Annotated in this window: 16 protein-coding genes; 9 read left to right on the top strand and 7 right to left on the bottom strand. The window is 66.7% G+C overall.

Annotated elements, in window-relative coordinates; all coding sequences use genetic code 11:
• Positions 1-65: 65 nt before the first annotated feature.
• The 3 genes from yidC to rpmH form a co-directional block, all read right to left on the bottom strand.
• Entirely contained in the window at positions 66-1,808 is a 1,743-nt protein-coding gene (gene yidC, locus ACVCL3_RS11150) for a membrane protein insertase YidC (RefSeq protein ID WP_447097693.1), read from the bottom strand.
• Positions 1,809-1,870: 62 nt separating this feature from the next.
• Positions 1,871-2,275, bottom strand: coding sequence for a ribonuclease P protein component (gene rnpA, locus ACVCL3_RS11155; protein WP_395120766.1), 405 nt, complete (start codon positions 2,273-2,275; stop codon positions 1,871-1,873).
• 14 nt (positions 2,276-2,289) lie between these two features.
• Positions 2,290-2,424, bottom strand: a complete 135-nt coding sequence (gene rpmH / locus ACVCL3_RS11160) for a 50S ribosomal protein L34 (RefSeq protein ID WP_007809828.1) — start codon at positions 2,422-2,424, stop codon at positions 2,290-2,292.
• 188 nt (positions 2,425-2,612) lie between these two features.
• On the opposite strand from rpmH, the gene dnaA reads away from it, so the two are divergent.
• The 9 genes from dnaA to ACVCL3_RS11205 all read left to right on the top strand — a co-directional run bounded on the left by dnaA (position 2,613) and on the right by ACVCL3_RS11205 (position 13,119).
• Positions 2,613-3,947 carry a chromosomal replication initiator protein DnaA gene (gene dnaA, locus ACVCL3_RS11165; protein WP_395120765.1) on the top strand — a complete coding sequence of 445 codons (1,335 nt, stop codon included), beginning with the start codon at positions 2,613-2,615 and terminating at the stop codon, positions 3,945-3,947.
• Positions 3,948-4,215: 268 nt separating this feature from the next.
• A complete protein-coding gene (dnaN, locus tag ACVCL3_RS11170) occupies positions 4,216-5,316 on the top strand; it encodes a DNA polymerase III subunit beta (protein ID WP_395120764.1) in 1,101 nt (366 codons plus the stop codon).
• Positions 5,317-5,412: 96 nt separating this feature from the next.
• Positions 5,413-6,495, top strand: coding sequence for a DNA replication/repair protein RecF (recF, locus tag ACVCL3_RS11175; RefSeq protein ID WP_447101319.1), 1,083 nt, complete (start codon positions 5,413-5,415; stop codon positions 6,493-6,495).
• 97 nt (positions 6,496-6,592) lie between these two features.
• Positions 6,593-9,040 carry a DNA topoisomerase (ATP-hydrolyzing) subunit B gene (gyrB, locus tag ACVCL3_RS11180; RefSeq protein ID WP_395120762.1) on the top strand — a complete coding sequence of 816 codons (2,448 nt, stop codon included), beginning with the start codon at positions 6,593-6,595 and terminating at the stop codon, positions 9,038-9,040.
• A gap of 236 nt (positions 9,041-9,276) precedes the next feature.
• A complete protein-coding gene (locus ACVCL3_RS11185; RefSeq protein WP_447101320.1) occupies positions 9,277-10,572 on the top strand; it encodes a tetratricopeptide repeat protein in 1,296 nt (431 codons plus the stop codon).
• A gap of 211 nt (positions 10,573-10,783) precedes the next feature.
• The gene (locus tag ACVCL3_RS11190) at positions 10,784-11,437 is read left to right on the top strand and encodes an energy transducer TonB (RefSeq protein ID WP_447097697.1); all 654 of its coding nucleotides are present in this window, start codon (positions 10,784-10,786) and stop codon (positions 11,435-11,437) included.
• A gap of 81 nt (positions 11,438-11,518) precedes the next feature.
• A complete protein-coding gene (locus ACVCL3_RS11195) occupies positions 11,519-12,265 on the top strand; it encodes a MotA/TolQ/ExbB proton channel family protein (RefSeq protein ID WP_395120759.1) in 747 nt (248 codons plus the stop codon).
• An 11-nt stretch (positions 12,266-12,276) separates the two neighbouring features.
• Positions 12,277-12,699, top strand: a complete 423-nt coding sequence (locus ACVCL3_RS11200) for an ExbD/TolR family protein (protein WP_395120758.1) — start codon at positions 12,277-12,279, stop codon at positions 12,697-12,699.
• 6 nt (positions 12,700-12,705) lie between these two features.
• On the top strand, positions 12,706-13,119 hold the full coding sequence (locus ACVCL3_RS11205; RefSeq protein WP_395120757.1) for an ExbD/TolR family protein: 414 nt from the start codon (positions 12,706-12,708) through the stop codon (positions 13,117-13,119).
• A gap of 145 nt (positions 13,120-13,264) precedes the next feature.
• Here ACVCL3_RS11205 and ACVCL3_RS11210 read toward each other — a convergent pair whose 3' ends face one another.
• From ACVCL3_RS11210 to ACVCL3_RS11225, 4 genes are all read right to left on the bottom strand, one after another.
• Positions 13,265-14,008 carry a pyridoxine 5'-phosphate synthase gene (locus ACVCL3_RS11210; RefSeq protein ID WP_447097698.1) on the bottom strand — a complete coding sequence of 248 codons (744 nt, stop codon included), beginning with the start codon at positions 14,006-14,008 and terminating at the stop codon, positions 13,265-13,267.
• A 79-nt stretch (positions 14,009-14,087) separates the two neighbouring features.
• Complete coding sequence (locus ACVCL3_RS11215) at positions 14,088-14,735, bottom strand: 4'-phosphopantetheinyl transferase superfamily protein (protein WP_447101321.1); 648 nt, start codon at positions 14,733-14,735, stop codon at positions 14,088-14,090.
• Positions 14,736-14,791: 56 nt separating this feature from the next.
• Positions 14,792-16,249 carry a glutamate synthase subunit beta gene (locus ACVCL3_RS11220; RefSeq protein WP_447101322.1) on the bottom strand — a complete coding sequence of 486 codons (1,458 nt, stop codon included), beginning with the start codon at positions 16,247-16,249 and terminating at the stop codon, positions 14,792-14,794.
• Positions 16,250-16,269: 20 nt separating this feature from the next.
• On the bottom strand, positions 16,270-20,955 hold the full coding sequence (locus ACVCL3_RS11225) for a glutamate synthase-related protein (protein ID WP_447101323.1): 4,686 nt from the start codon (positions 20,953-20,955) through the stop codon (positions 16,270-16,272).
• Positions 20,956-20,974: the final 19 nt, after the last annotated feature.

The raw sequence follows: 20,974 nt of genomic DNA on the forward strand, positions 1-20,974 counted from the left end.
ACCAGAAACGAAACAGCCGCGGCGGGGCAACCGTCGCGGCTGTGTGTCGTCCATTCGGCGATGGGTCAGGCCGCCTTGGCCTTGGGTTCGCCTTCGCGATCGATGTGGTGGGTCACCCACCACTGCTGGCCCAGCCCGACCAGGCCGTTGACCGCGTAGTACAGGCACAGGCCGGCGGGGAAGAAGGCGAACATCACGGTGAACAGCAACGGCATCACCTTCATCATCTTCGCCTGGGTCGGGTCCATGCCCGCGGCGACGGGGTTCAGCCACTGCGTGCCGAGCATCACGATGGCGTAGATGATCGGCAGGATGTACCACGGATCGGGCGCGCTGAGGTCGGGAATCCACAGGAACGGCGCGTGGCGCAGCTCCAGGCTGTACTCGAGCACGAAGAACAGGCCGTAGAACACCGGCAGCGTGATCAGCACCGGCAGGCAGCCGCCCATCGGGTTGACCTTCTCCTTCTTGTACAGCTCCATGGTGGCTTGCTGCATCTTCTGGCGGTCGTCGCCGTAACGCTCCTTCAGCGCCTGCAGCCGCGGCGTCAGCTTGCGCATGCGCGCGCTGGAGCGGTACTGCATCGCGGTGAGCTTCCAGGTCAGGCCCTTGATCAGCAGCACCAGCAGGATGATCGCCACGCCCCAGTTCCTGGTGATCGCGTGGAACTGCGACAGGATCCAGTGCATCGGCACGGCGATGGCCTTGAACATGCCGTAGTCGATGGTGAGGTCGAGCCCGGGAGCGATCGCATCGAGCGTGCCCTGCCGGTTCGGGCCCACGTACAACCGCGCTTCGGTGGTCAGGCTCTGCCCGGCGGCCACGTTCAGCGTCGGGCTCATCGTGCGGATCAGGTAGCGCGGGTGGGCGCTGTCCGGATCGATGGTCTGGGTGACGTAGTGGTTGGTCTGGCTGGCCGGCGGAATCCACGCGGTGACGAAGTACAGGCGCAGCATCGCCGCCCAGCCGCCCTTGATCTCGCTGTCGAGCGCGTCTTTCTTCTCGCCGAAATCCTTGAAGCCGAGCTTCTCGAACTTCTCGCCGGTGTACCAGGCCGCACCGATGAAGCTGCGCTGCTCGGGATCGGTGTAATGGCTGAACCAGCTGGACGGTTTGGGCGGCGCGATCCGCTGCAGTTGCTGGTAGGCGTTGCCCTGCCACGGCGTGTTGCCGCCGTTGTCGATGCGCTGGCTCAGGCCCACCACGTAGCTGCCGCGTTTGAAGGTGTAGGTCTTGGTGACCGCCAGGCCGGCGGCGTCGCGCCAGGTCAGCGCGACCTGGAGTTCGTCCTGGCCCGGCGCCAGGGTGTAGCTGGTCTTCTCGCTGTGGAACAGCGCCAGATGGTTGGGCTGGTCGGCCGGCGCGGTGTCGCTGCTGCTGACCAGGCCGTTCTGCGCCACGAAGTAATGCGTGGGGCTGTTGTCCAGCAGCACGACGGGCGGCGGGGTGGGGTTCTTGTGGGTCGGCGCCTGCTGCGGGTAGGCCAGCAGTTCGGCGTGCACCAGGCTGCCGCCGCGGGTGTCGATCGTGAGGTGCAGGACGTCGGTGTCGACCGTGATCAGCTGCGCGCTCGCGGGTGCCGATGGCTCATGGGTAGCGACGGTTGCCGCCGTGCTCGAAGGCGCGGCGCTCGACGCGACCGCCATCGCGGCGGGAACGCTGCCGTCCGCCGACGTCGGGACGGCCTGGCTGGCGGTGGCTGCAGGGGTCGGCGCCGGCTTGGGTGCGTGGTCGTTTTCCCAGGCCATGAACAGCAAATAGGCCACGGCCAGCAGGGCAAACAGGAGGAAGTTGCGCGTTTGATTCATCGCGTAGCAGATCCGGGTAACGCCACGACTCGAGGGTCTCGCCGCGGAAGCTTGGAAAAAGGTCAGCGCTCGATTGTGGGGGGACCGTCGATTCGCTTCAATGGTTCGGCCGGGTCAGCCGCGCGGGCCGGCAGCTTTTGCCACAGGGCTTCCAGCTCGCCCAGCAACTCCGGCCCGGGCACGCCGGCGGCCTGTTCGCGCGCCATCACCATCAGGTCGATCGCGGGAAGGCGGTGGCGCACGCGCCGGAACGACTCGCGCACCAGACGCTTGATCCGGTTGCGCTCCACTGCGCGCTTGGACACCCGCTTGGAAATGGCCAGGCCCAGCCGCGCGCCGCCCAGCTCGTTGTCGCGATAGCGCAAATGAAAACAGCGGCCGCCTGCGCGTCCGCTGCTGTTTCGCAAGGCGGCGAATTCACCGGGCCGACGCAGCCGCGCCTCGCGCGGCAGACCGGCGCTGGACATCACGCCGCGCCCGATTACGGGATCAGGCGCTTGCGGCCCTTGGCGCGACGGGCGTTGATCACCTTGCGGCCGTCGGCGGTGGCCATGCGTGCGCGAAAACCGTGGGTACGGGCGCGCTTGAGCTTGCTGGGCTGGAAGGTCCGCTTCATGGGTTGCTCCGAAGGGAATGTGAGTAAAAGGTTGGAGAGTATGTCCGGTCGGGGCCGCGGCTGTCAAATCGCGCCAGCTCGCGCCTTGCGCGACGCGGCGACGGCGCCGGTCCGGCACCGCGGGGGCTGCTGCTAGACTAGCCCATCACCCTGCGCGCAAGCGCCCCAAGTCGTGGTTGATCGAATTCATGAGTGATCTGTGGCGGCGCTGCCTTGAGCGTCTGGAAGGCGATCTGAGCGCCGAAGACCTGCACACCTGGCTGATGCCGCTGCAGGCGCGTGACGATGCCGACGGCTTGCAGCTGTTCGCCCCCAATTCCTACACGCTGGACACGGTGCGCCAGCGCTACCTGGCGCAAATCGAGCAGGTACTGGGGCAGCTGGCTGGCCGCGCCATGCCGGTGCGGCTGGAGGTGGGTTCCAGTGTACGTCGGGCGGAGCCGGCCAAATCGGCGGCAGCCACGCCCACCCGGCCCGCCCCTGCGGCGGCGACGCAGGCGTTCCACCACAATCTCGACCCGCATTACACCTTCGAAACCTTCGTCGAGGGCAAGTCCAACCAGCTCGGCAAGGCCGCCGCGATGCAGGTGGCCACCAACCCGGGGCGCGCGTACAACCCGCTGCTGCTGTATGGCGGCACCGGCCTGGGCAAGACCCACCTGATGCACGCCGCCGGCAACCTGATGCTGGAGCGCAACCCGGGTTGCAAGGTGATGTGCCTGAACTCGGAGCAGTTCGTCGGCTCGATGATCGAGGCCTTGCGCGCCAAGAGCATGGACGAGTTCAAGCGCCGCTTCCGTTCGGTCGACGCGCTGCTGATCGACGACATCCAGTTCTTCGCGGGCAAGGACACCACGCAGGAGGAATTCTTCCACACCTTCAACGCGTTGTTCGAGTCCAAGCAGCAGATCATCCTCACCTGCGACCGTTATCCCAAGGAAGTGGACAAGCTGGAGCCGCGCCTGAAGTCGCGCCTGGGCTGGGGCCTGAGCGTGGCGATCGAACCGCCGGATTTCGAGACGCGCGCGGCAATCTTGCTGTCCAAGGCACACGACAAGAGCGTGGCCATGGACGAGAGCGTGGCGATGCTGCTGGCCAAGCGCATCCGCTCCAACGTGCGCGACCTGGAAGGCGCGCTCAACACGCTGGCGGCGCGTGCCAACTTCTACGGGCGGCCGATCACCACCGATTTTGCCGAGGAGACCCTGCGCGACCTGCTGGCCACGCACGCCCAGGCGGTCACCATCGCCAACATCCAGAAGATCACCGCCGAATACTTCAACGTGCGCCTGCAGGACCTGCTCTCCAAGCGGCGCGTGCGCTCGCTGGCGCGGCCGCGGCAGATCGCGATGACCTTGTCCAAGGAACTGACCGAGCACAGCCTGCCCGAGATCGGCGAGGCGTTCGGCGGGCGTGACCACACCACGGTGATGCACGCCTGCAAGACGATCCGCAAGTTCCTCGAAACCGACGTGCGCATGCGCCAGGACTGGGAACAGTTGATCCGCACGCTCACCGGTTGACGCGCGCGTGGGCGGGCCTGCGCGCCGGGAATGCGCGAGAATGCGGGGCAAGTTGGGGCCAAGCTGTGGATAATGGGTGGATGAATGGACCTGCCAGGTTATCCACAAGTCATGCACTGCCTGGCCGGCCCGCACTGCACACGGCAAATAGATCGTAACAAGTTGATTTTGCGGACAAAAGCCGACAAAAACCGGTTCTCCACAAGTACAACAACAGCCACTACACTTCTTTTCAAAAGAAAGAACAGCAGGTAAAGGGAAGCCCACCATGCAATTCAGCATCCAACGTGAAGCTCTGCTCAAGCCGCTGCAACAGGTAGTGGGTGTGGTCGAACGGCGCCAGACGCTGCCGGTACTGGCCAACTTGCTGTTCAAGGTGGCGGACGGTCAGGTCTCGCTTACCGGTACCGACCTGGAAGTCGAGATGATCGCGGTCACCGAGGCGGAGAAGCTCGCAGACGGCGAGATCACCATCCCGGCCCGAAAGCTGTTCGACATCGTGCGCGCATTGCCCGACGGCGCCCATATCGAGCTGAAGTTGAACGGTGACCGCGTGGCACTGCACGCCGGACGCAGCCGGTTCACCCTGACCACGCTGCCGGCCAGCGAGTTTCCCACGGTGGATCAGATCGAGGTGGTCGAGAAGGTCAACCTGCCGGAGGAGGTGCTGCGCGACCTGATGGAGCGCACGGCGTTCGCCATGGCCAACCAGGACGTGCGCTACTACCTCAACGGCATGCTGCTGGACCTGCAGGAACACAGCCTGCGCTGCGTGGCCACCGACGGCCATCGCCTGGCAATGAAGCAGACCGAGCTGCAGAGCTCGGTGAGCACCCGCCGCCAGATCATCATCCCGCGCAAGGGCGTCAACGAGCTGATCGGCCTGCTGGAAGGCGGTGACGGCGAGGTGGAGCTGGAGTTCGGCCGCAACCATCTGCGCGTGCGCCGGGGCAATGTCACCTTTACGTCGAAGCTGATCGACGGTCGTTTCCCGGATTACGAGGCGGTGATTCCGCTGGGTGCGGACAAGACCGCCACGCTGGACCGCGAGGTACTCCGCGGGGCGCTGCAGCGCGCGGCGATCCTGTCGAACGAGAAGTATCGCGGCGTGCGGCTGGAGCTGTCACCGGGCAAGCTGCGCATCGTGGCGCACAACCCGGAGCAGGAAGAAGCCGTGGAGGAGGTCGAGGCCGACACCCATGTCTCCGACCTGGCGGTGGGCTTCAACGTGGGTTACCTGCTCGATGCCCTCGCGGCCCTGCGCGGCGACAAGGCGCGCTTGAGCCTGCGCGATGCGCAGTCCAGTTGCCTGGTGCAGGAGCACGACAACGAGCAGGCGCGCCATGTGATCATGCCGCTGCGGCTCTGACGCGGCTCTCGTGGTCGTTGCGATCAGGCGTCGTCACCAGCAGCGCCGGGGTCTCCGCAGGGAGCCCCGGCGTTGTCGTCTGGGGTGTCGGTCCGCATGAGGCTGGAACAGTTGCGTATCTGCGGCTTGCGCTGCCTGACCGATGTCAGCCTGGCGCTGGACCCGGCAATCAACGTGTTCATCGGCGACAACGGTGCCGGCAAGACCAGCGTGCTGGAGGCCGCTTTTCTGCTTTCGCACGCACGCTCGTTTCGTTCCGGCGCGCGCGAGGCGCTGGTGCAGCGGGGCATGGCGCAACTGGCCTTGTTTGCCGAGGTGCGCCACCGCGATGAGTCTGATATCGAACGCTTGGGGCTGGGGCGCTCGGGCGCGCGCTGGGAGGCGCGTATCAACGGCGAGGCCGCGTCGATCGGCGAGCTGGTGCAGGCCTGCGCGGTGGTCTGCTTCGAGCCTGGCTCACATGCGCTGATCGCCGGCCCAGCCGAGGAGCGTCGGCGCTATCTCGATTGGGGCGTGTTCCACGTGGAACAGGATTTCCTGGCGCTGTGGCGTCGCTGCCAGCGCGCGCTGAAACAGCGCAACAGCTTGCTGCGCGCGGGAGTGACGCCGTCGGATGACCTGTGCGAACCGTGGGAACGGGAGCTTTCGCAGGCCGCAGAACGCGTCGACCTGCAGCGCCGCGCTTACCTGGACCGCTTGCGACCTTGCCTCGAAGTCAGCATGGCGGCCTTGCTGCCGGAGTTGGGCGCGATGGAACTGCGCTACCGCCGTGGCTGGTCGGACGAGCTGCCGCTTGCCGATCAATTGGCGACGCAGCGCGGCCGGGATCAGGCGCGGGGGCACACCAGCCTGGGTCCACACCGCGCCGATTGGACGCTTTCTTTCGAACGGGCCCCGCTGCGCGAGCACCTGTCGCGCGGCCAGGAGAAGCTCGCTGCGCTGGCCTGCGTATTGGCGCAAGCTACCCTGTATGCACAGGAACATGGCGACTGGCCGGTGGTGTGCCTGGACGACCTTGCCTCCGAGCTGGACCAGTCGCACCAGGCGGCTGTGGTGGCCGAACTGCAGGACGTCCACGCCCAGGTGCTGCTGACCGGCACCGAATTGCCGCCGGCATTGCAGGCGACCTCCGCACGCGTGTTCCACGTGGAACAAGGCCAGATAGCGCGCCTGCTATAATCGAAGGGTTGCACCTTTCGCAGGTTGCATAACCCTTGCCCGGCCGATCACGGCGCCGCGTCGGGCCGGGTCGCTGGCGCCAGGAAACGACCTCCGCATGAACGAACCCCTCAACGAATCCCACTACGATTCGAGCAACATCAAGGTACTCAAGGGCCTCGAGGCGGTGCGCAAGCGCCCCGGCATGTACATCGGCGATACCGATGACGGCACCGGCCTGCACCACATGGTGTTCGAGGTCGTCGACAACTCGATCGACGAAGCCCTGGCCGGCTACTGCGACAGGGTCGTGGTCATGATCCACGAGGATGGTTCGGTCAGCGTCGCCGACAACGGTCGTGGCATCCCGGTCGACATGCACCCGGAGGAGCACCGCTCCACCGCCGAGGTGGTGATGACGGTGCTGCATGCCGGCGGCAAGTTCGACGCCAACTCCTACAAGGTCTCCGGCGGCCTGCACGGCGTGGGCGTTTCTGTGGTGAACGCGCTCAGCGATCACCTGTGGCTGACCATCCACCGCGACGGCCATGAATACCTGCAGGAATACTCGCTCGGCGAGCCGCTGTTCCCGCTGAAGGAGGTCGGCCCGTCGGACAAGCGCGGCACTGCCGTTCGTTTTCTGCCCAGCCCGGCCACCTTCACCAGCAACATCGACTTCCACTACGAGATCCTCGCCAAGCGCCTGCGCGAGCTGGCCTTCCTCAACTCCGGCGTCACCATCGAGCTGAAAGACGAGCGCGGGGAAGGGCGCTCGGACACGTTTGCGTACGAGGGCGGCATCCGCTCCTTCGTGCAGCACCTGTCCCAGATGAAGACCCCGCTGCACCCGAACGTGATCAGCCTGACCGCGGAGCAGGACGGCATCGTGGTGGAGGTGGCGATGCAGTGGACCGACTCGTACAACGAGACGATGTTCTGCTTCACCAACAACATCCCGCAGCGCGACGGCGGCACCCACCTCACCGGCTTCCGCGCCGCGCTGACCCGCTCGCTGCAGAACTACATCGAGAAGGAAGGCCTGGCCAAGAACGCCAAGGTCGCCCTGTCCGGCGACGACATGCGCGAGGGCATGATCGCGGTACTGTCGGTCAAGGTGCCCGACCCGAAGTTCTCCTCGCAGACCAAGGACAAGCTGGTCTCCTCCGAGGTCAAGACGGTGGTGGAGCAGGTCGTCAACGAGAAGCTCGGCGAATTCCTGCTGGAGCACCCGAACGAAGCCAAGGCGATCGCCTCCAAGGTGGTCGACGCCGCCCGTGCCCGCGAAGCCGCCCGCAAGGCGCGCGAGATGACCCGGCGCAAGGGCGCGCTGGACATCGCCGGCCTGCCCGGCAAGCTGGCCGACTGCCAGGAGAAGGATCCGGCGCTGTGCGAACTGTTCCTGGTCGAGGGAGACTCCGCCGGCGGTTCGGCCAAGCAGGGCCGCAATCGCAGGACCCAGGCGGTGCTGCCGCTCAAAGGCAAGATCCTCAACGTCGAGAAGGCGCGCTTCGACCGCATGCTCGCCTCGGCCGAGGTAGGCACCCTGATCACCGCGCTCGGTACCGGCATCGGCAAGGACGAGTACAACCCCGACAAGCTGCGCTATCACCGCATCATCCTGATGACCGATGCCGACGTCGACGGCTCGCACATCCGCACCCTGCTGCTGACCTTCTTCTACCGCCAGATGCCCGAGCTGATCGAGCGCGGCCACATCTACATCGGCCTGCCGCCGCTGTACAAGGTGAAGCAGGGCAAGCAGGAGCTGTACATCAAGGACGACACTGCGCTGAACGACTACCTGATCTCCAGCGCGGTGGACAACGCTGCGCTGGAGTACAGCCCCGAGGCGCCGCCCATCACCGGCGAGGCGCTGGAAAAGCTGCTGCGCGGCTACCAGAGCGCGCTGGACCAGATCGCCCGACTGGCACATCGTTTCGACCCCGCGGTGCTCACCGCGATGCTGGAGCATCCGCCGCTGGTGCCGGCGCTGTGGGCCGATGCCGAGGCCATGCAGGGTTGGCTGGACGCCGTGACGCTCAAGCTCAGCGCGAGCGGGCTGGGCAAGCCGCATTACACGTTGCGCCTGCGACCGGCACACGCCGACGCCGCCGGCGCGGCGCAGCCGGCGGCCATCGAGGTGATCCGCGAGCAGCATGGGCTCAGCCACACCTGGTTCCTGCCGCAGCCGTTTTTCGGCAGCGCCGAGTTCCGTCCGATCCTGGCGATCAGCCAGCAGATCGCCGGCCTGGTCCAGCCCGATGCAGTGGTGCGCCGGGGCAATGCTTCGCGCGGCATCCTCCGCTTCGTCGACGCCCGCAACTGGTTGCTGGAGGAGGCCAAGAAGGGGCGCAGCATCCAGCGCTTCAAGGGCCTGGGCGAAATGAACCCGGAGCAGCTGTGGGATACCACGGTCAACCCGGAAACCCGCCGCATGCTGCAGGTCGGCATCGAGGATGCGATCGTCGCCGACCAGATGTTCTCCATGTTGATGGGCGAGGCGGTCGAGCCGCGGCGTGATTTCATCGAGGCCAACGCGCTCAAGGTTGCCAACCTGGATATCTGACGAGGCACCACCGGCGCCTGCCGTGACGTGGCAGGCGCCGGCAGCCGGTGATCGCCGACCGCCGCTGAGCAAGGCTGGGGGCGCGGCCTTCGGCGACACTTTGTTTGTGTCTAACCTGTTGATCTGAAAAGATCTTTTATGCCGCAGCGCAACTTGTTATCCGGGCCCGGATAGGGTTACGCTGCAAGACCCGCCTGTTTGCGTCGACACGTACCGGCCTTGCGATGAGGAACCCCATGAAACAGCTTCGAAGCTTCACTCTGCTGGCCACCGCGGCCTTGCTGCTTGGTCTGCTCGCCAGCCCGGCATGGGCCCGGAAGCAGCACGACGACAAGTCCAAGCAGACGAGCGAGTACCCCGACAGTACGCGCACCGCGCCGAAGCTCGACCTCACCAAGACGCAGGACCAGAAGCAGCTGCAGGAAGGTTTCGATGCCCTCAACAAGGGCGATGCCGCCACCGCCGAGGCGACCCTGCAGAAGCTGCTCGACGACAGCAAGAGCAAGTACGCCCAAGCCATGGCGCTGCGCGGGCTGGCCGTGCTCAAGTACAACGCGCAGGACTTCAAGGCCGCGATCGGCCTGCTGCAACGCGCCCTGGACAACGGCGTGCTGCCAAACGACGACTACTTCGCCATGCAGTACATGATGGCTGTCGCGCAGCAAGCAGACGGGCAGTACCAGGCCTCGCTGGACACCCTCAAGAAGTGGCGTGCCGAGGGCAAGAAGGAAACTGCCGAATCGTATGCCGTCGAAAGCAACGACCTGTATCGTCTGGAGAAGTACCCGGAAGCCATCGCGGCCGTAAAGAAGGCCAAATCGCTGACCGACAAGCCCGAGCCGCAGTGGGACCAGATCCTGATGGCAAGCTATGCCGCCAGCGGGCAGAACGACCAGCTGGTGCAGATGGCGCAGGACAACCTCGCCGCGCATCCGGATGACCCGAAGGTCGTCGAGGCCGCCATCCAGGCGCTCCAGCAGGCGGGGAAATACCCCGAGGCGATCAAGGTCATGGAAGATGCCCGTGCCAAGGGCCTGCTCGGCAACGAAGCGGACTACGTGCTGCTGGCTTCGCTGTACTACAACCAGGCGCTGTCCAGCGACGAACCCAAGCCGATGGCGGACAAGGCGATCGCCGTCATCAAGGAAGGCATGAGCAAGCAGATCATGCGGCCCAGTGCGGAGAACTACGTGCTGCTGGGCAAGGCCGACTACGTGGCCGGCGACATCCCGGCGGCCACGCAGGCGTTCCAGAAGGCTCTGCCGCTGGCCAACGACGGCGAGCCCGCGCTGCAGATCGCCAACATCGAATTGACCGGCAACCATTACGCCAAGGCCAAGACGATGGTCAGCCAGGCCATCAGCAAGGGCGTGAAGCACATGGGCAACGCCTACCTGGTGCTGGCCGAGTGCGAGCGGGGCCTGAACAACAAGGCTGCGCGCGTCGCCGCATTGAAGAAGGCCGCGCAGGAACCGGAAAGCGCTGACCGGGCCAACGAATTGCTCAAGAAACTGGGAGCTGCAGGCAAGTAGCCATCCGGTATGGCGCTGGCGAAGGTGGACGTCCATTTCACGCCCCGCCAGCGCTATACAAAAGCCATGGCGTGTTGTAACGTTGAAAACCTTTCACTGCGCATTGTTTCAGCAAACCCGTGGCGGGTTCCGTCAGGTCCAACCAGACGGCTCCCGACAGGTCACTGCGGCGATGCGATCCCCCGATTGATCAGCTTCCAGATAGTGACAGATGGCCTCTAGTAACGAAGAAACCGGGCGTTTTAGTTGGAAGCGGACCTGGGCATTGGCAGTGGCCATCGGGCTGCACGCATTTGCCTTCCTGCTGATCGTGGCGCCGATGGCGCCGCCCAATCAGAACCACAAGGAAAAGGAAAAGATCGTCCAGGTCAGCTTCATCGAGCCGCCGCCGCCGCCGCCGCCACCGCCGCCGCCGCCGCCGGAGCCGCCGAAGCAGCCGCCGCCGAAGATCATCCAGCAGGTCAATCCGCCGCCGACCCCGCCGCCGCCGACCCCACCGCCGCCGGTGACCGAGGTTTCCGCCAATGCCGTGCAGGCGCCGCCACCGGCGCCACCCGCGCCGCCGGCGCCGCCACCGGATATCGCGGCCGGTTCGGACCTGAGCTACGGCACCCGTCCGAGTCCGCCGTATCCGCCGATGGCTGCCCGTCAGCGCCACGAGGGTACGGTGACCTTGCTGATCCTGGTTGGCCTGGACGGATCGCCAAAGTCCGTCGAGGTGGAAAAATCCAGCGGCTATCGCGAGCTGGATCGGGCGGCCAAGGACTGGGTCATGCGCCACTGGAAGTTCAATCCAGAGGTGAAGGCCGGCAAGAAAGTGGAGGGCTATGCTCGTGTCCCCATCAACTTCAATCTCAGTGGCTAGAGATAACCACTTCAACCCGCCGTAATCGGGCGACAATCGATTACGGTCACAGTTCACGCTTGACTTTTCTAGGGTAGCGTTATGTTCCTTCAGACTCCTGCTGCAACCGGCAACACCAACGCCGAAGCCATGAAACAGATGGGCTTCGAGAACCTGATGCAGAACTTCGACTGGCTCGGCTGGGTGGTCTTCGTGACCCTGGTCGCGATGTCGTTCCTGTCCTGGTACTTCATCATCGCCAACGGCATTCGCAATGCCACCGTGAAGGCACGGGCGGACAAGGTCATCGACGGTTTCTGGGGCAATGGCTCGACCCAGGACGCCATCCGTGAGCTGGAAGCGCAGCCCAAGAGCGAGCCGTTCTCCAAGATCGCGCTGGAAGCCGCTTCGGCGATGGCGCACCACCAGCAGAGCACTACCGGCACCGCCGGTCGCCTGGCGGAATCGCTGAGCCGCTCGGAGTTCATCGACCGCGCCCTGCGCCAGGCCGTGGCTCGCGAGAGCATGCGTCTGGAAGGCGGCATGACCCTGCTCGCCACGGTGGGCTCGGCCGCGCCGTTCGTCGGTCTGCTCGGTACCGTGTGGGGCATCTACCACGCCCTGATCGGCATCGCCGCCACCGGCAACGCCTCGATGAACGCGGTGGCCGGTCCGGTGGGTGAGGCGCTGATCATGACCGCCTTCGGTCTGTTCGCGGCCATCCCGGCGCTGTTCGCGTACAACTTCTTCAACCGCTCGAACCGCGTGGTCTACGCCCGCTTCGACGAGTTCGCGAACGACCTGCATGACTTCTTTGCAACCGGTTCGCGCATCGAAAGCACGAAGTGAGGGATTGACCCATGGCCGTAAGCCTAGGTGGTGATTCCACGGGCCCGATGTCGGAGATCAACGTCACGCCGCTGGTCGACGTGATGTTGGTGCTGCTGATCATCTTCATGATCACGGCTCCCCTGATGTCGCACTCGGTCACGATCGATTTGCCCATCGCCAACCCGAATGCCAAGACGCCTGATCCGAAGACGCCGCCGATCGACCTGGCGATCAAGGTCGATGGCAGTCTGTACCTCAACGATCAGCCGGTGACCGATGCGGAACTGCGCGCCAAGCTGCTGGTGGAAGCGCAGCTCACGCCGCAGCCCCAGCTGCAGATCCGTGCCGATCGCGAAGTGCAGTTCATGGTGGTGAAGAAGATCATCAGCGATGCGAAGGGTTCGGGCATGGTGCATGTCGCCTTCATGACCACCGACGCACCGAAGGGATAATTCGAGATGGCGATTTCAACCAAAAGCAGCGGCGGTGCGATGGCGGAGATCAACGTCACGCCGTTGGTCGACGTGTTGCTCGTGCTGCTGATCATCTTCATGATCACGGCGCCGATCCTGGCGCACAAGATCGAGGTCGATCTGCCGCAGCCGAACAAGGATGTGATCCCGCCCTCCAATCCGCCCAGCCCGATCAATCTGAAGATCGATCAGAGTGGCGCGTTCTACTGGAATGGCACGCCGGTCGACGAGCTGGGCCTGAAGGCGCAGCTGGCGGTGATCGGCCAGCAGTCGCTGCCGAACCAGCCGGAGATCCAGATCGCCGCCGATGACCACGTGGCCTACGAGTATGTGGCGCGGGTGCTGGCCGACGCCAAGAGCTACAACCTGGTGAAGATCGGCTTCAACGAAGCACGCTGAGCTCGGCGCAAAACGATCCAGGCAAGAGCCCCGCTTCGGCGGGGCTTTTGTTTTCAGAGCTCGGCACCGCGCCGTACCCCGGGAGGTGCCCGCTTGAGCGACGGGTCGCTTGCGGGAAGCGCTTGCCTGGCACGTCCGCCACTGCTCAGCGCAGGATCTGCAGGTAGTGGCGCACGGTGGTGGCCAGTCCTTCGTACAGGGCCTCGCCGATCAGGGCGTGGCCGATCGAGACCTCGGCGAGGCCGGGGATCGCGGCCTTGAAGGTGCCGAGGTTGGCCTGGCTGAGATCATGTCCGGCGTTGACCGCCAGGCCGGCCTGCTGGGCGCGGCGGGCGGTGTCGGCACATGCCGCCAGCGCCGCCGCAGGGTCGCCATCGGCGAAGGCCTCTGCATACGGGCCGGTGTAGATCTCGATGCGCTGTACGCCGATGGCCGCGGCCAGCTCGAAATCGCCGCTGCCCGCATCGACGAACAGGCTGACCCGGCAGCCCAACGCATTCAGCTCGTCAACCAGCGGCCTCAGGCGGGTGGTGTCCTGGCGCAGGTTGAAGCCATGGTCCGAGGTGATCTGGCCGTCGCTGTCCGGCACCAGGGTTACCTGGGTCGGGCGGACCAGGCGCGCGAGTTCGATCAGGCCGGGGTAATCGCCGCGCGGACCCGCGAACGGGTTGCCCTCGATGTTGTACTCGACCCGCCCGCGCAGCATCGCGGCCAGCGCACGGACGTCATCGGGCCGCACATGGCGCTGGTCCGGGCGCGGATGCACGGTGATGCCGCCGCAACCGGCCTCGATGCAGGTCTGCGCGGCATGGCAGATGTCGGGGCTGCGGCCGCCGCGCGAGTTGCGCAGGACGGCGATCTTGTTGAGGTTGACGCTGAGCAGGGTCATCGCGGAAACCACTCCGGGGCGGGAAGAATCGGCTGGCTGGCCCGGCAGCACGCCATGCCGACGGGTGACAGTGCGCCGATCATTCGATGTCGGCAAGCAGCGTCGCCGCGCGCACCTTGCGCGGCGACCCGCGCCAGGCCAGCGCGGCGACCAGTTCCGGCGCGAGGTCGAGCCGCTGCAGTTGCCAGGCGCCGACATCTTCGCCGTCGAAGCGCAGCAGCTGCAATGGTTGCGGCGGCGCCGCCACGCGCAGCCGCTGCAGTCCGTAGCCGATGCCGCGTCCATGCGCCTTGAGCAGCGCTTCCTTGGCCGTCCACAGCGTCAGGAATGCGTCGTCGCGCGCGCCCACGGGCAACGCCGCCAGCGCCGCCGTCTCTGCCGCGTCGAAGAAGCGCCGGGCCAGCGCCAGCGCACGCGGCCGGGCTCGCCGGCGCTCGACGTCGACGCCCGGCGCGATGCCACGGGCGATCGCCACCAGCGCATGGTCACCGCTGTGCGACCAGTTGAAATCCAGTGCCGTGCCGTGGCGCGGATCGAGCCGCGGGCGTCCATGCGCGTCCTGCGTGAGCTGCAGCTCGTCGGCGTCGACGCCGAGATATGCGGCCAGTATCCGCAACAACGGCAGACGACCGGGTGCGCGGCGGTAGCCGAGATGCCAGACGTGCACCGTCTGGTCGTCCAGTTGCGCGGCAGCGGCGGCGGGAAGGGGCGGGAGCGTGTCGGTCATCCCGCTCATGGTGCGGCCCGTCGCGTCGCGGTACAAGCGACGCGACGGCGCTTGTGTCAACGCGGCAGGCGCGACGTGCCCATCAGGAACTCGTCCACCGCCTGCGCGCACTGGCGGCCTTCCCGGATCGCCCACACCACCAGCGACTGGCCACGGCGCATGTCGCCGGCGGCGAACACCTTGTCGACGCTGGTGCGGTAGGCGGCGCCGCAGTCGACCTTCGCCGCCGCATTGCCGCGCGCGTCCTTGTCCACGCCGAAGGCATCGAGCACGGCTTGCGTCGGCGACACGAAACCCATCGCCAGCAGGACCAGGTCCGCCTCGATCTCGAACTCGCTGTCCGGCACCTCGCTCATGCGGCCCTCGTGCCATTGCAGCCGCACCGCGGTCAGGCTGCGCACGCGGCCCTTGCCGTCGTCGTTGAAACGTTTGGTGGCCACCGCCCAGTCGCGCCGGCAACCCTCCTGGTGGGAACTGGAGGTGCGCAGCCGAATCGGCCAGTACGGCCAGGTCAGCGGCTTGTTCTCCTGCGCCGGCGGCTGCGGCAGCAGTTCGAACTGGGTGATCGCCGCGGCGCCCTGGCGGTTGGAAGTGCCTACGCAGTCCGAGCCGGTGTCGCCGCCGCCGATCACCACCACCTGCTTGTCGGTGGCAAGGATCTGCGACGCCAGCGCGTCGCCGGCCAGTACGCGGTTCTGCAGCGGCAGGAAGTCCATCGCGAAGTGCACGCCGTCCAGTTGGCGGCCCGGCAGCGGCAGGTCGCGCGGGGTCTCGGCGCCGCCGGCCAGCACCACCGCGTCGAAATCCTGCTGCAACTGCGCCGGCGTCAGCGCGAGCTGCCCGTCCTTCGCGTCGGCGGCGTTGCCGACATACACGCCAGGGCGAAACTGCACGCCCTCGACGCGCATCTGATCGAGACGGCGGTCGATATGCTCCTTCTGCAACTTGAAATCGGGGATGCCGTAGCGCAGGAGCCCGCCGATGCGGTCGTTCTTCTCGAACACGGTGACCGCGTGGCCCGCACGCGCGAGCTGCTGTGCCGCGGCCAGGCCGGCCGGGCCGGAACCCACCACGGCCACGCTCCAGCCCGTGCGCCGCGCGGGTGGCTGCGGGCGCACCCAGCCTTCCTCCCATGCCTTGTCGATGATCTTGTGCTCGATCGACTTGATGCCCACCGCATCGCTGTTGATGTTCAGCGTGCACGCCGCCTCGCACGGGGCCGGGCAGATGCGGCCGGTGAACTCGGGGAAGTTGTTGGTCGAATGCAGCACCTCGATCGCGCGCTGCCAGTCCTGCCGATAGACCAGGTCGTTGAAGTCCGGGATCACGTTGTTGACCGGGCAGCCCTGGTGGCAGAACGGGATGCCGCAATCCATGCAGCGCGCGGCCTGGATCGCCGCGCCGGCGTCGTCCAGCTGCGGGGTGAACTCGCGCCAGTGGCGCTTGCGCAGGTTGGGCGCCTCGCCGGGTTCCGGCACGCGCGGGTAGTCGAGAAAGCCGGTGACCTTGCCCATGACGCTGTCTCCCCGGCCGCTCAGGCCGTGATGGCTCGTGTGCCGGGCGCTGTCGCTGCCCGGCCGGCTTCGCCCAGTGCGCGCCGGTATTCGTGCGGCATCACCTTGACGAAGTGCGTGCGCGCGTTGATCCAGTCGTGCAGGATCGCCTTGGCGCGGAAGCTGCCGGTGGCGCGGAAATGGCTTTCCAGCAGACGCCGCAGGATCGCCTCGTCGGTCTCGCCGGGGGCTCCGCGCACCGGCGCGTGCCAGAGTTCGCGCGGCACGCGCAGTTCCTGCTCGACCGTGGAGAGCAGCGGCTCGAGCGCCACCATCGCGAGATTGCAGCGCGCCTGGAACTGCACGTCCGGGTCGTACAGATAGGCCACGCCACCGGACATGCCGGCGGCGAAGTTGCGCCCGGTTTCGCCCAGCACCACCACGGTGCCGCCGGTCATGTATTCGCAGCCGTGGTCGCCGACGCCTTCCACCACCGCGGTGGCACCGGAGTTGCGCACGGCGAAGCGCTCGCCGGCGACGCCGTTGAAGAACGCCTCGCCGCCGGTGGCGCCGTACAGCACCGTGTTGCCGGCGATGATGTGTTCGGGCCCGAAGCCGTGGAAATCGTTCGGCGAACGCACGATGATGCGGCCGCCGGACAGCCCCTTGCCCACGTAATCGTTCGCCTCGCCGACGAGGTCGAAGGTGATGCCGCGCGCCAGGAACGCGCCGAAACTCTGCCCGGCCACGCCATCGAGTTGCACGTGGATGCTGTCCTCCGGCAGGCCGGCGTGGCCGTGCCGCCGCGCCAGCGCACCCGACAGCATCGCGCCGACCGAACGATCGGTGTTGCGGATCGCCACGATGAAGCTGCAGCGCTCGCCCTGCTCCAGCGCGGCGCGCGCCTTGTCGATCAGCGCGTGGTCGAGCGCGCGCGCGAGGCCGTGGTCCTGCTCGTCGACATGGCGCCAAGCCACGTCGGCAGGCACCGCCGGGCGGTGGAACACGCGGCTGAAGTCGAGCCCGCGCGCCTTCCAGTGCGCGATGCCCTGGCGCACGTCGAGCAGGTCGGCGCGCCCGACCAGTTCGTCGAAGCGGCGGATGCCGAGCTGCGCCATGATCGCGCGCGCTTCCTCGGCGACGAAGAAGAAGAAGTTCACCACGTGCTCGGGCTTGCCGGCGAACTTGCGGCGCAGCACCGGGTCCTGCGTGGCCACGCCGACCGGACAGGTGTTCAAGTGGCATTTGCGCATCATGATGCAGCCTTCCACCACCAGCGGCGCAGTGGCGAAACCGAACTCGTCGGCGCCGAGCAGGGCGGCGACCACCACGTCGCGGCCGGTCTTCATCTGGCCGTCCGCCTGCACCCGGATGCGCCCGCGCAGTCGGTTCAGCACCAGCGTCTGCTGGGTCTCGGCCAGGCCCAGTTCCCACGGCGTGCCGGCGTGCTTGATGGACGACCACGGCGAGGCGCCGGTGCCACCGTCGTGGCCGGCGATCACCACGTGGTCGGCCTTGCACTTGGCCACGCCCGCCGCGACCGTGCCCACGCCGACTTCGGACACCAGCTTCACCGAGATCGACGCCTGCGGGTTGCAGCTCTTGAGGTCGTGGATCAGCTGGGCCAGATCCTCGATCGAGTAGATGTCGTGGTGCGGCGGCGGCGAGATCAGGCCCACGCCGGGCACCGAGAAGCGAAGTTGCGCGATGTAGTCGGACACCTTGTGGCCCGGCAACTGGCCACCCTCGCCGGGCTTGGCGCCTTGCGAGATCTTGATCTGGATCTGGTCGGCCGAGACCAGGTACGCCGCGGTGACGCCGAAGCGGCCCGAGGCCACCTGCTTGATGCGCGAGCGCAGTGAATCGCCGGGTTCGAGAGTGAGGTCGCTCTCGATGCGATCGGCGCCGAGGATGCTGCCCAGCGTTGCGCCCTCGCCGATGGCGATGCCGCGCGCCTCGTCGCGGTAGCGCGCCTCGTCTTCGCCGCCTTCGCCGGTGTTGGACTTGCCGCCGATGCGGTTCATCGCCACCGCCAGCGTGGCGTGCGCCTCGGTGGAAATCGAACCCAGCGACATCGCGCCGGTGGCGAAGCGCTTGACGATCTCCGCCGTCGGCTCCACCTCGTCCAGCGCGATCGCGGCCGCCGGATCGATGCGGAATTCGAACAGCCCGCGCAAGGTCAGCTGGCGGCGCGTCTGGTCGTTGATCAGCCGCGCATATTCCGCATAGGTCGTCGCACTGTTGGCGCGGGTGGCGTGCTGCAGCTTGGCGATGGAATCGGGCGTCCACAGATGGGCTTCGCCATCGGCTCGCCAGGCGTATTCGCCGCCGCCATCGAGTGCCTGACCTGCGTCGTCGGCCCACGCCGCCTCGTGCTGGCGCAGCGCCTCGGCGGCCAGCTCGAACAGGCCGATGCCCTCGATCGTGCTGGCGGTGCCGCTGAAGTACGTTTCCACCAGTTCGCTGTTCAGCCCCACCGCTTCGAAAATCTGCGCGCCGGTGTAGGACATGTAGGTGGAGATGCCCATCTTGGACAGCACCTTCTGCAGCCCCTTGCCGATCGCCTTGATGTAGTGCGCGATCGCCTGCTCCGCGGCGATCGCGCCGCTGTCGGCGGCATGGCGGGCCAGCGTCTCCATCGCCAGGTACGGGTGGATCGCCTCGGCGCCGTAGCCGGCGAGCAGGGCGAAGTGGTGCACTTCGCGCGCCGAGCCGGTCTCCACCACCAGGCCGGTGCTGGTGCGCAGGCCGCGGCCGACCAGGTGCTGGTGGACCGCCGACGTCGCCAGCAGCGCCGGGATCGCCACCCGCTCGCGGCCCGCGTGGCGATCCGACACGATCAGGATGTTGTGGCCCTGGCCGATCGCGTCGATCGCCTGCGCGCACAGCGAGGCCAGCCGCGCCTCGATGCCCTGCTTGCCCCACGCCGCCGGGTAGGTGATGTCCAGCTCGAAGCTGCGGAACTTGCCCTTGGAGTAGCGGCCGATCTTGCGGATCTTCGCCATGTCGGCGACGTCGAGGATCGGCTGGGCCACCTCCAGCCGCAGCGGCGGATTGACGTTGTTGATGTCCAGCAGGTTCGGTTTCGGGCCGATGAAGGAAACCAGCGACATCACCAGCTGCTCACGAATCGGGTCGATCGCCGGGTTGGTGACCTGGGCGAACAGCTGGCGGAAGTACTGGTACAGCGACTTGTTCTGCTCGGACAGCACCGCCAGCGCCGCGTCGTTGCCCATCGAGCCGATCGCCTCCTGGCCGTCGTGCGCCATCGGCAGCAGCTGGAATTTGAGGTCTTCCAGCGTGTAGCCGAACATGCGCTGGCGTTGCACCAGCTGCTCGCCCGCGGGCGGCTCGACGTGGCCGACCGGCAGGTCGTCCAGGCGGATGCGGATGTGCTCGATCCACTGCTTGTACGGCCGCGCATTGGCCAGCTGGTCCTTCACCTCCTTGTCGTCGATGATGCGCCCCGCTTCCATGTCGATCAGCAGCATGCGGCCGGGCTGCAGCCGCCACTTCTTCACGATGCGCGGCTCGGGCACGGCGAGCACGCCGGCCTCGGAGGCGAGGATCACCAGGTCGTCGTCGGTGATGATGTAGCGCGCCGGACGCAGGCCATTGCGATCCAGTGTGGCGCCCACCTGGCGACCGTCGGTGAACGCGATCGCGGCCGGACCGTCCCAGGGCTCCATCATGGCCGCGTGGTATTCGTAAAACGCGCGGCGGTTGTCGTCCATCAGGGTGTGACGTTCCCACGCCTCGGGAATCATCATCATCATCGCGTGCGACAGCGGGTAGCCGGCCATCGTCAGCAGTTCGAGACAGTTGTCGAACGAGGCGGTGTCGGACTGGCCGGGATAGATCAGTGGCCACAGCTTGGCCAGGTCGTCGCCGAGCACCGGCGAGGAGATCGCGCCGGTGCGCGCGTTCAACCAGTTGACGTTGCCCTTGACCGTGTTGATCTCGCCGTTGTGCGCGACCATGCGATACGGATGCGCCAGCTCCCACGCCGGGAAGGTATTGGTGGAGAAGCGCTGGTGCACCAGCGCCAGCGCCGACACCGCACGCGGGTCGGTGAGGTCCGGATAGTAGGTGCCGACCTGGTCGGCCAGCAGCAGGCCCTTGTAGACCACGGTGCGGGTGGACATCGAAGGCACGAAGTATTCGCGGCCGTGCTTGAGGTTCAGCGCGCGGATCGCGTGGCTGGAAGTCTTGCGGATCACGTAGAGCTTACGCTCCAGCGAATCGGGCACCATGATGTCCGCGCCGCGGCCGATGAACAGCTGGCGAATCACCGGCTCGCGCGCCTTCACCGCGGGCGACATCGGCATGTCGCTGTCCACGCGCACGTCGCGCCAGCCCAGCACCACCTGGCCTTCGGCGCGCACGGTACGTTCCAGCTCCTGTTCGCACGCGCGGCGCGAGGCGTGCTCCTTGGGCAGGAAGATCATGCCCACGCCGTATTCGCCCGGCGGCGGCAGCTGGATGCCCTGCAGCGCCATTTCCTCGCGGTAGAGCTGGTCGGGGAGCTGGATCAGGATGCCGGCGCCGTCGCCCATCAGCGGGTCGGCACCAACCGCGCCACGATGATCGAGGTTGCGCAGGATCAGCAGCCCCTGTTCGATGATCTGGTGACTCTTGCGCCCCTTGATATGCGCCACGAAGCCCACGCCGCAGGCGTCGTGCTCGTGCCTTGGGTCGTACAAACCCTGCGCGCGTGGCTGGTCCATGGTCTGGGCTCCCGAAACA

Source organism: Rhodanobacter sp. UC4437_H4 (assembly GCF_052978425.1).

Bases quoted from the DNA above. Each gene is read 5' to 3' on its own strand.
- yidC (WP_447097693.1), bottom strand. From the start codon at position 1,808: ATGAATCAAACGCGCAACTTCCTCCTGTTTGCCCTGCTGGCCGTGGCC.
- rnpA (WP_395120766.1), bottom strand. From the start codon at position 2,275: ATGTCCAGCGCCGGTCTGCCGCGCGAGGCGCGGCTGCGTCGGCCCGGT.
- rpmH (WP_007809828.1), bottom strand. From the start codon at position 2,424: ATGAAGCGGACCTTCCAGCCCAGCAAGCTCAAGCGCGCCCGTACCCAC.
- dnaA (WP_395120765.1), top strand. From the start codon at position 2,613: ATGAGTGATCTGTGGCGGCGCTGCCTTGAGCGTCTGGAAGGCGATCTG.
- dnaN (WP_395120764.1), top strand. From the start codon at position 4,216: ATGCAATTCAGCATCCAACGTGAAGCTCTGCTCAAGCCGCTGCAACAG.
- recF (WP_447101319.1), top strand. From the start codon at position 5,413: ATGAGGCTGGAACAGTTGCGTATCTGCGGCTTGCGCTGCCTGACCGAT.
- gyrB (WP_395120762.1), top strand. From the start codon at position 6,593: ATGAACGAACCCCTCAACGAATCCCACTACGATTCGAGCAACATCAAG.
- ACVCL3_RS11185 (WP_447101320.1), top strand. From the start codon at position 9,277: ATGAAACAGCTTCGAAGCTTCACTCTGCTGGCCACCGCGGCCTTGCTG.
- ACVCL3_RS11190 (WP_447097697.1), top strand. From the start codon at position 10,784: ATGGCCTCTAGTAACGAAGAAACCGGGCGTTTTAGTTGGAAGCGGACC.
- ACVCL3_RS11195 (WP_395120759.1), top strand. From the start codon at position 11,519: ATGTTCCTTCAGACTCCTGCTGCAACCGGCAACACCAACGCCGAAGCC.
- ACVCL3_RS11200 (WP_395120758.1), top strand. From the start codon at position 12,277: ATGGCCGTAAGCCTAGGTGGTGATTCCACGGGCCCGATGTCGGAGATC.
- ACVCL3_RS11205 (WP_395120757.1), top strand. From the start codon at position 12,706: ATGGCGATTTCAACCAAAAGCAGCGGCGGTGCGATGGCGGAGATCAAC.
- ACVCL3_RS11210 (WP_447097698.1), bottom strand. From the start codon at position 14,008: ATGACCCTGCTCAGCGTCAACCTCAACAAGATCGCCGTCCTGCGCAAC.
- ACVCL3_RS11215 (WP_447101321.1), bottom strand. From the start codon at position 14,735: ATGACCGACACGCTCCCGCCCCTTCCCGCCGCCGCTGCCGCGCAACTG.
- ACVCL3_RS11220 (WP_447101322.1), bottom strand. From the start codon at position 16,249: ATGGGCAAGGTCACCGGCTTTCTCGACTACCCGCGCGTGCCGGAACCC.
- ACVCL3_RS11225 (WP_447101323.1), bottom strand. From the start codon at position 20,955: ATGGACCAGCCACGCGCGCAGGGTTTGTACGACCCAAGGCACGAGCAC.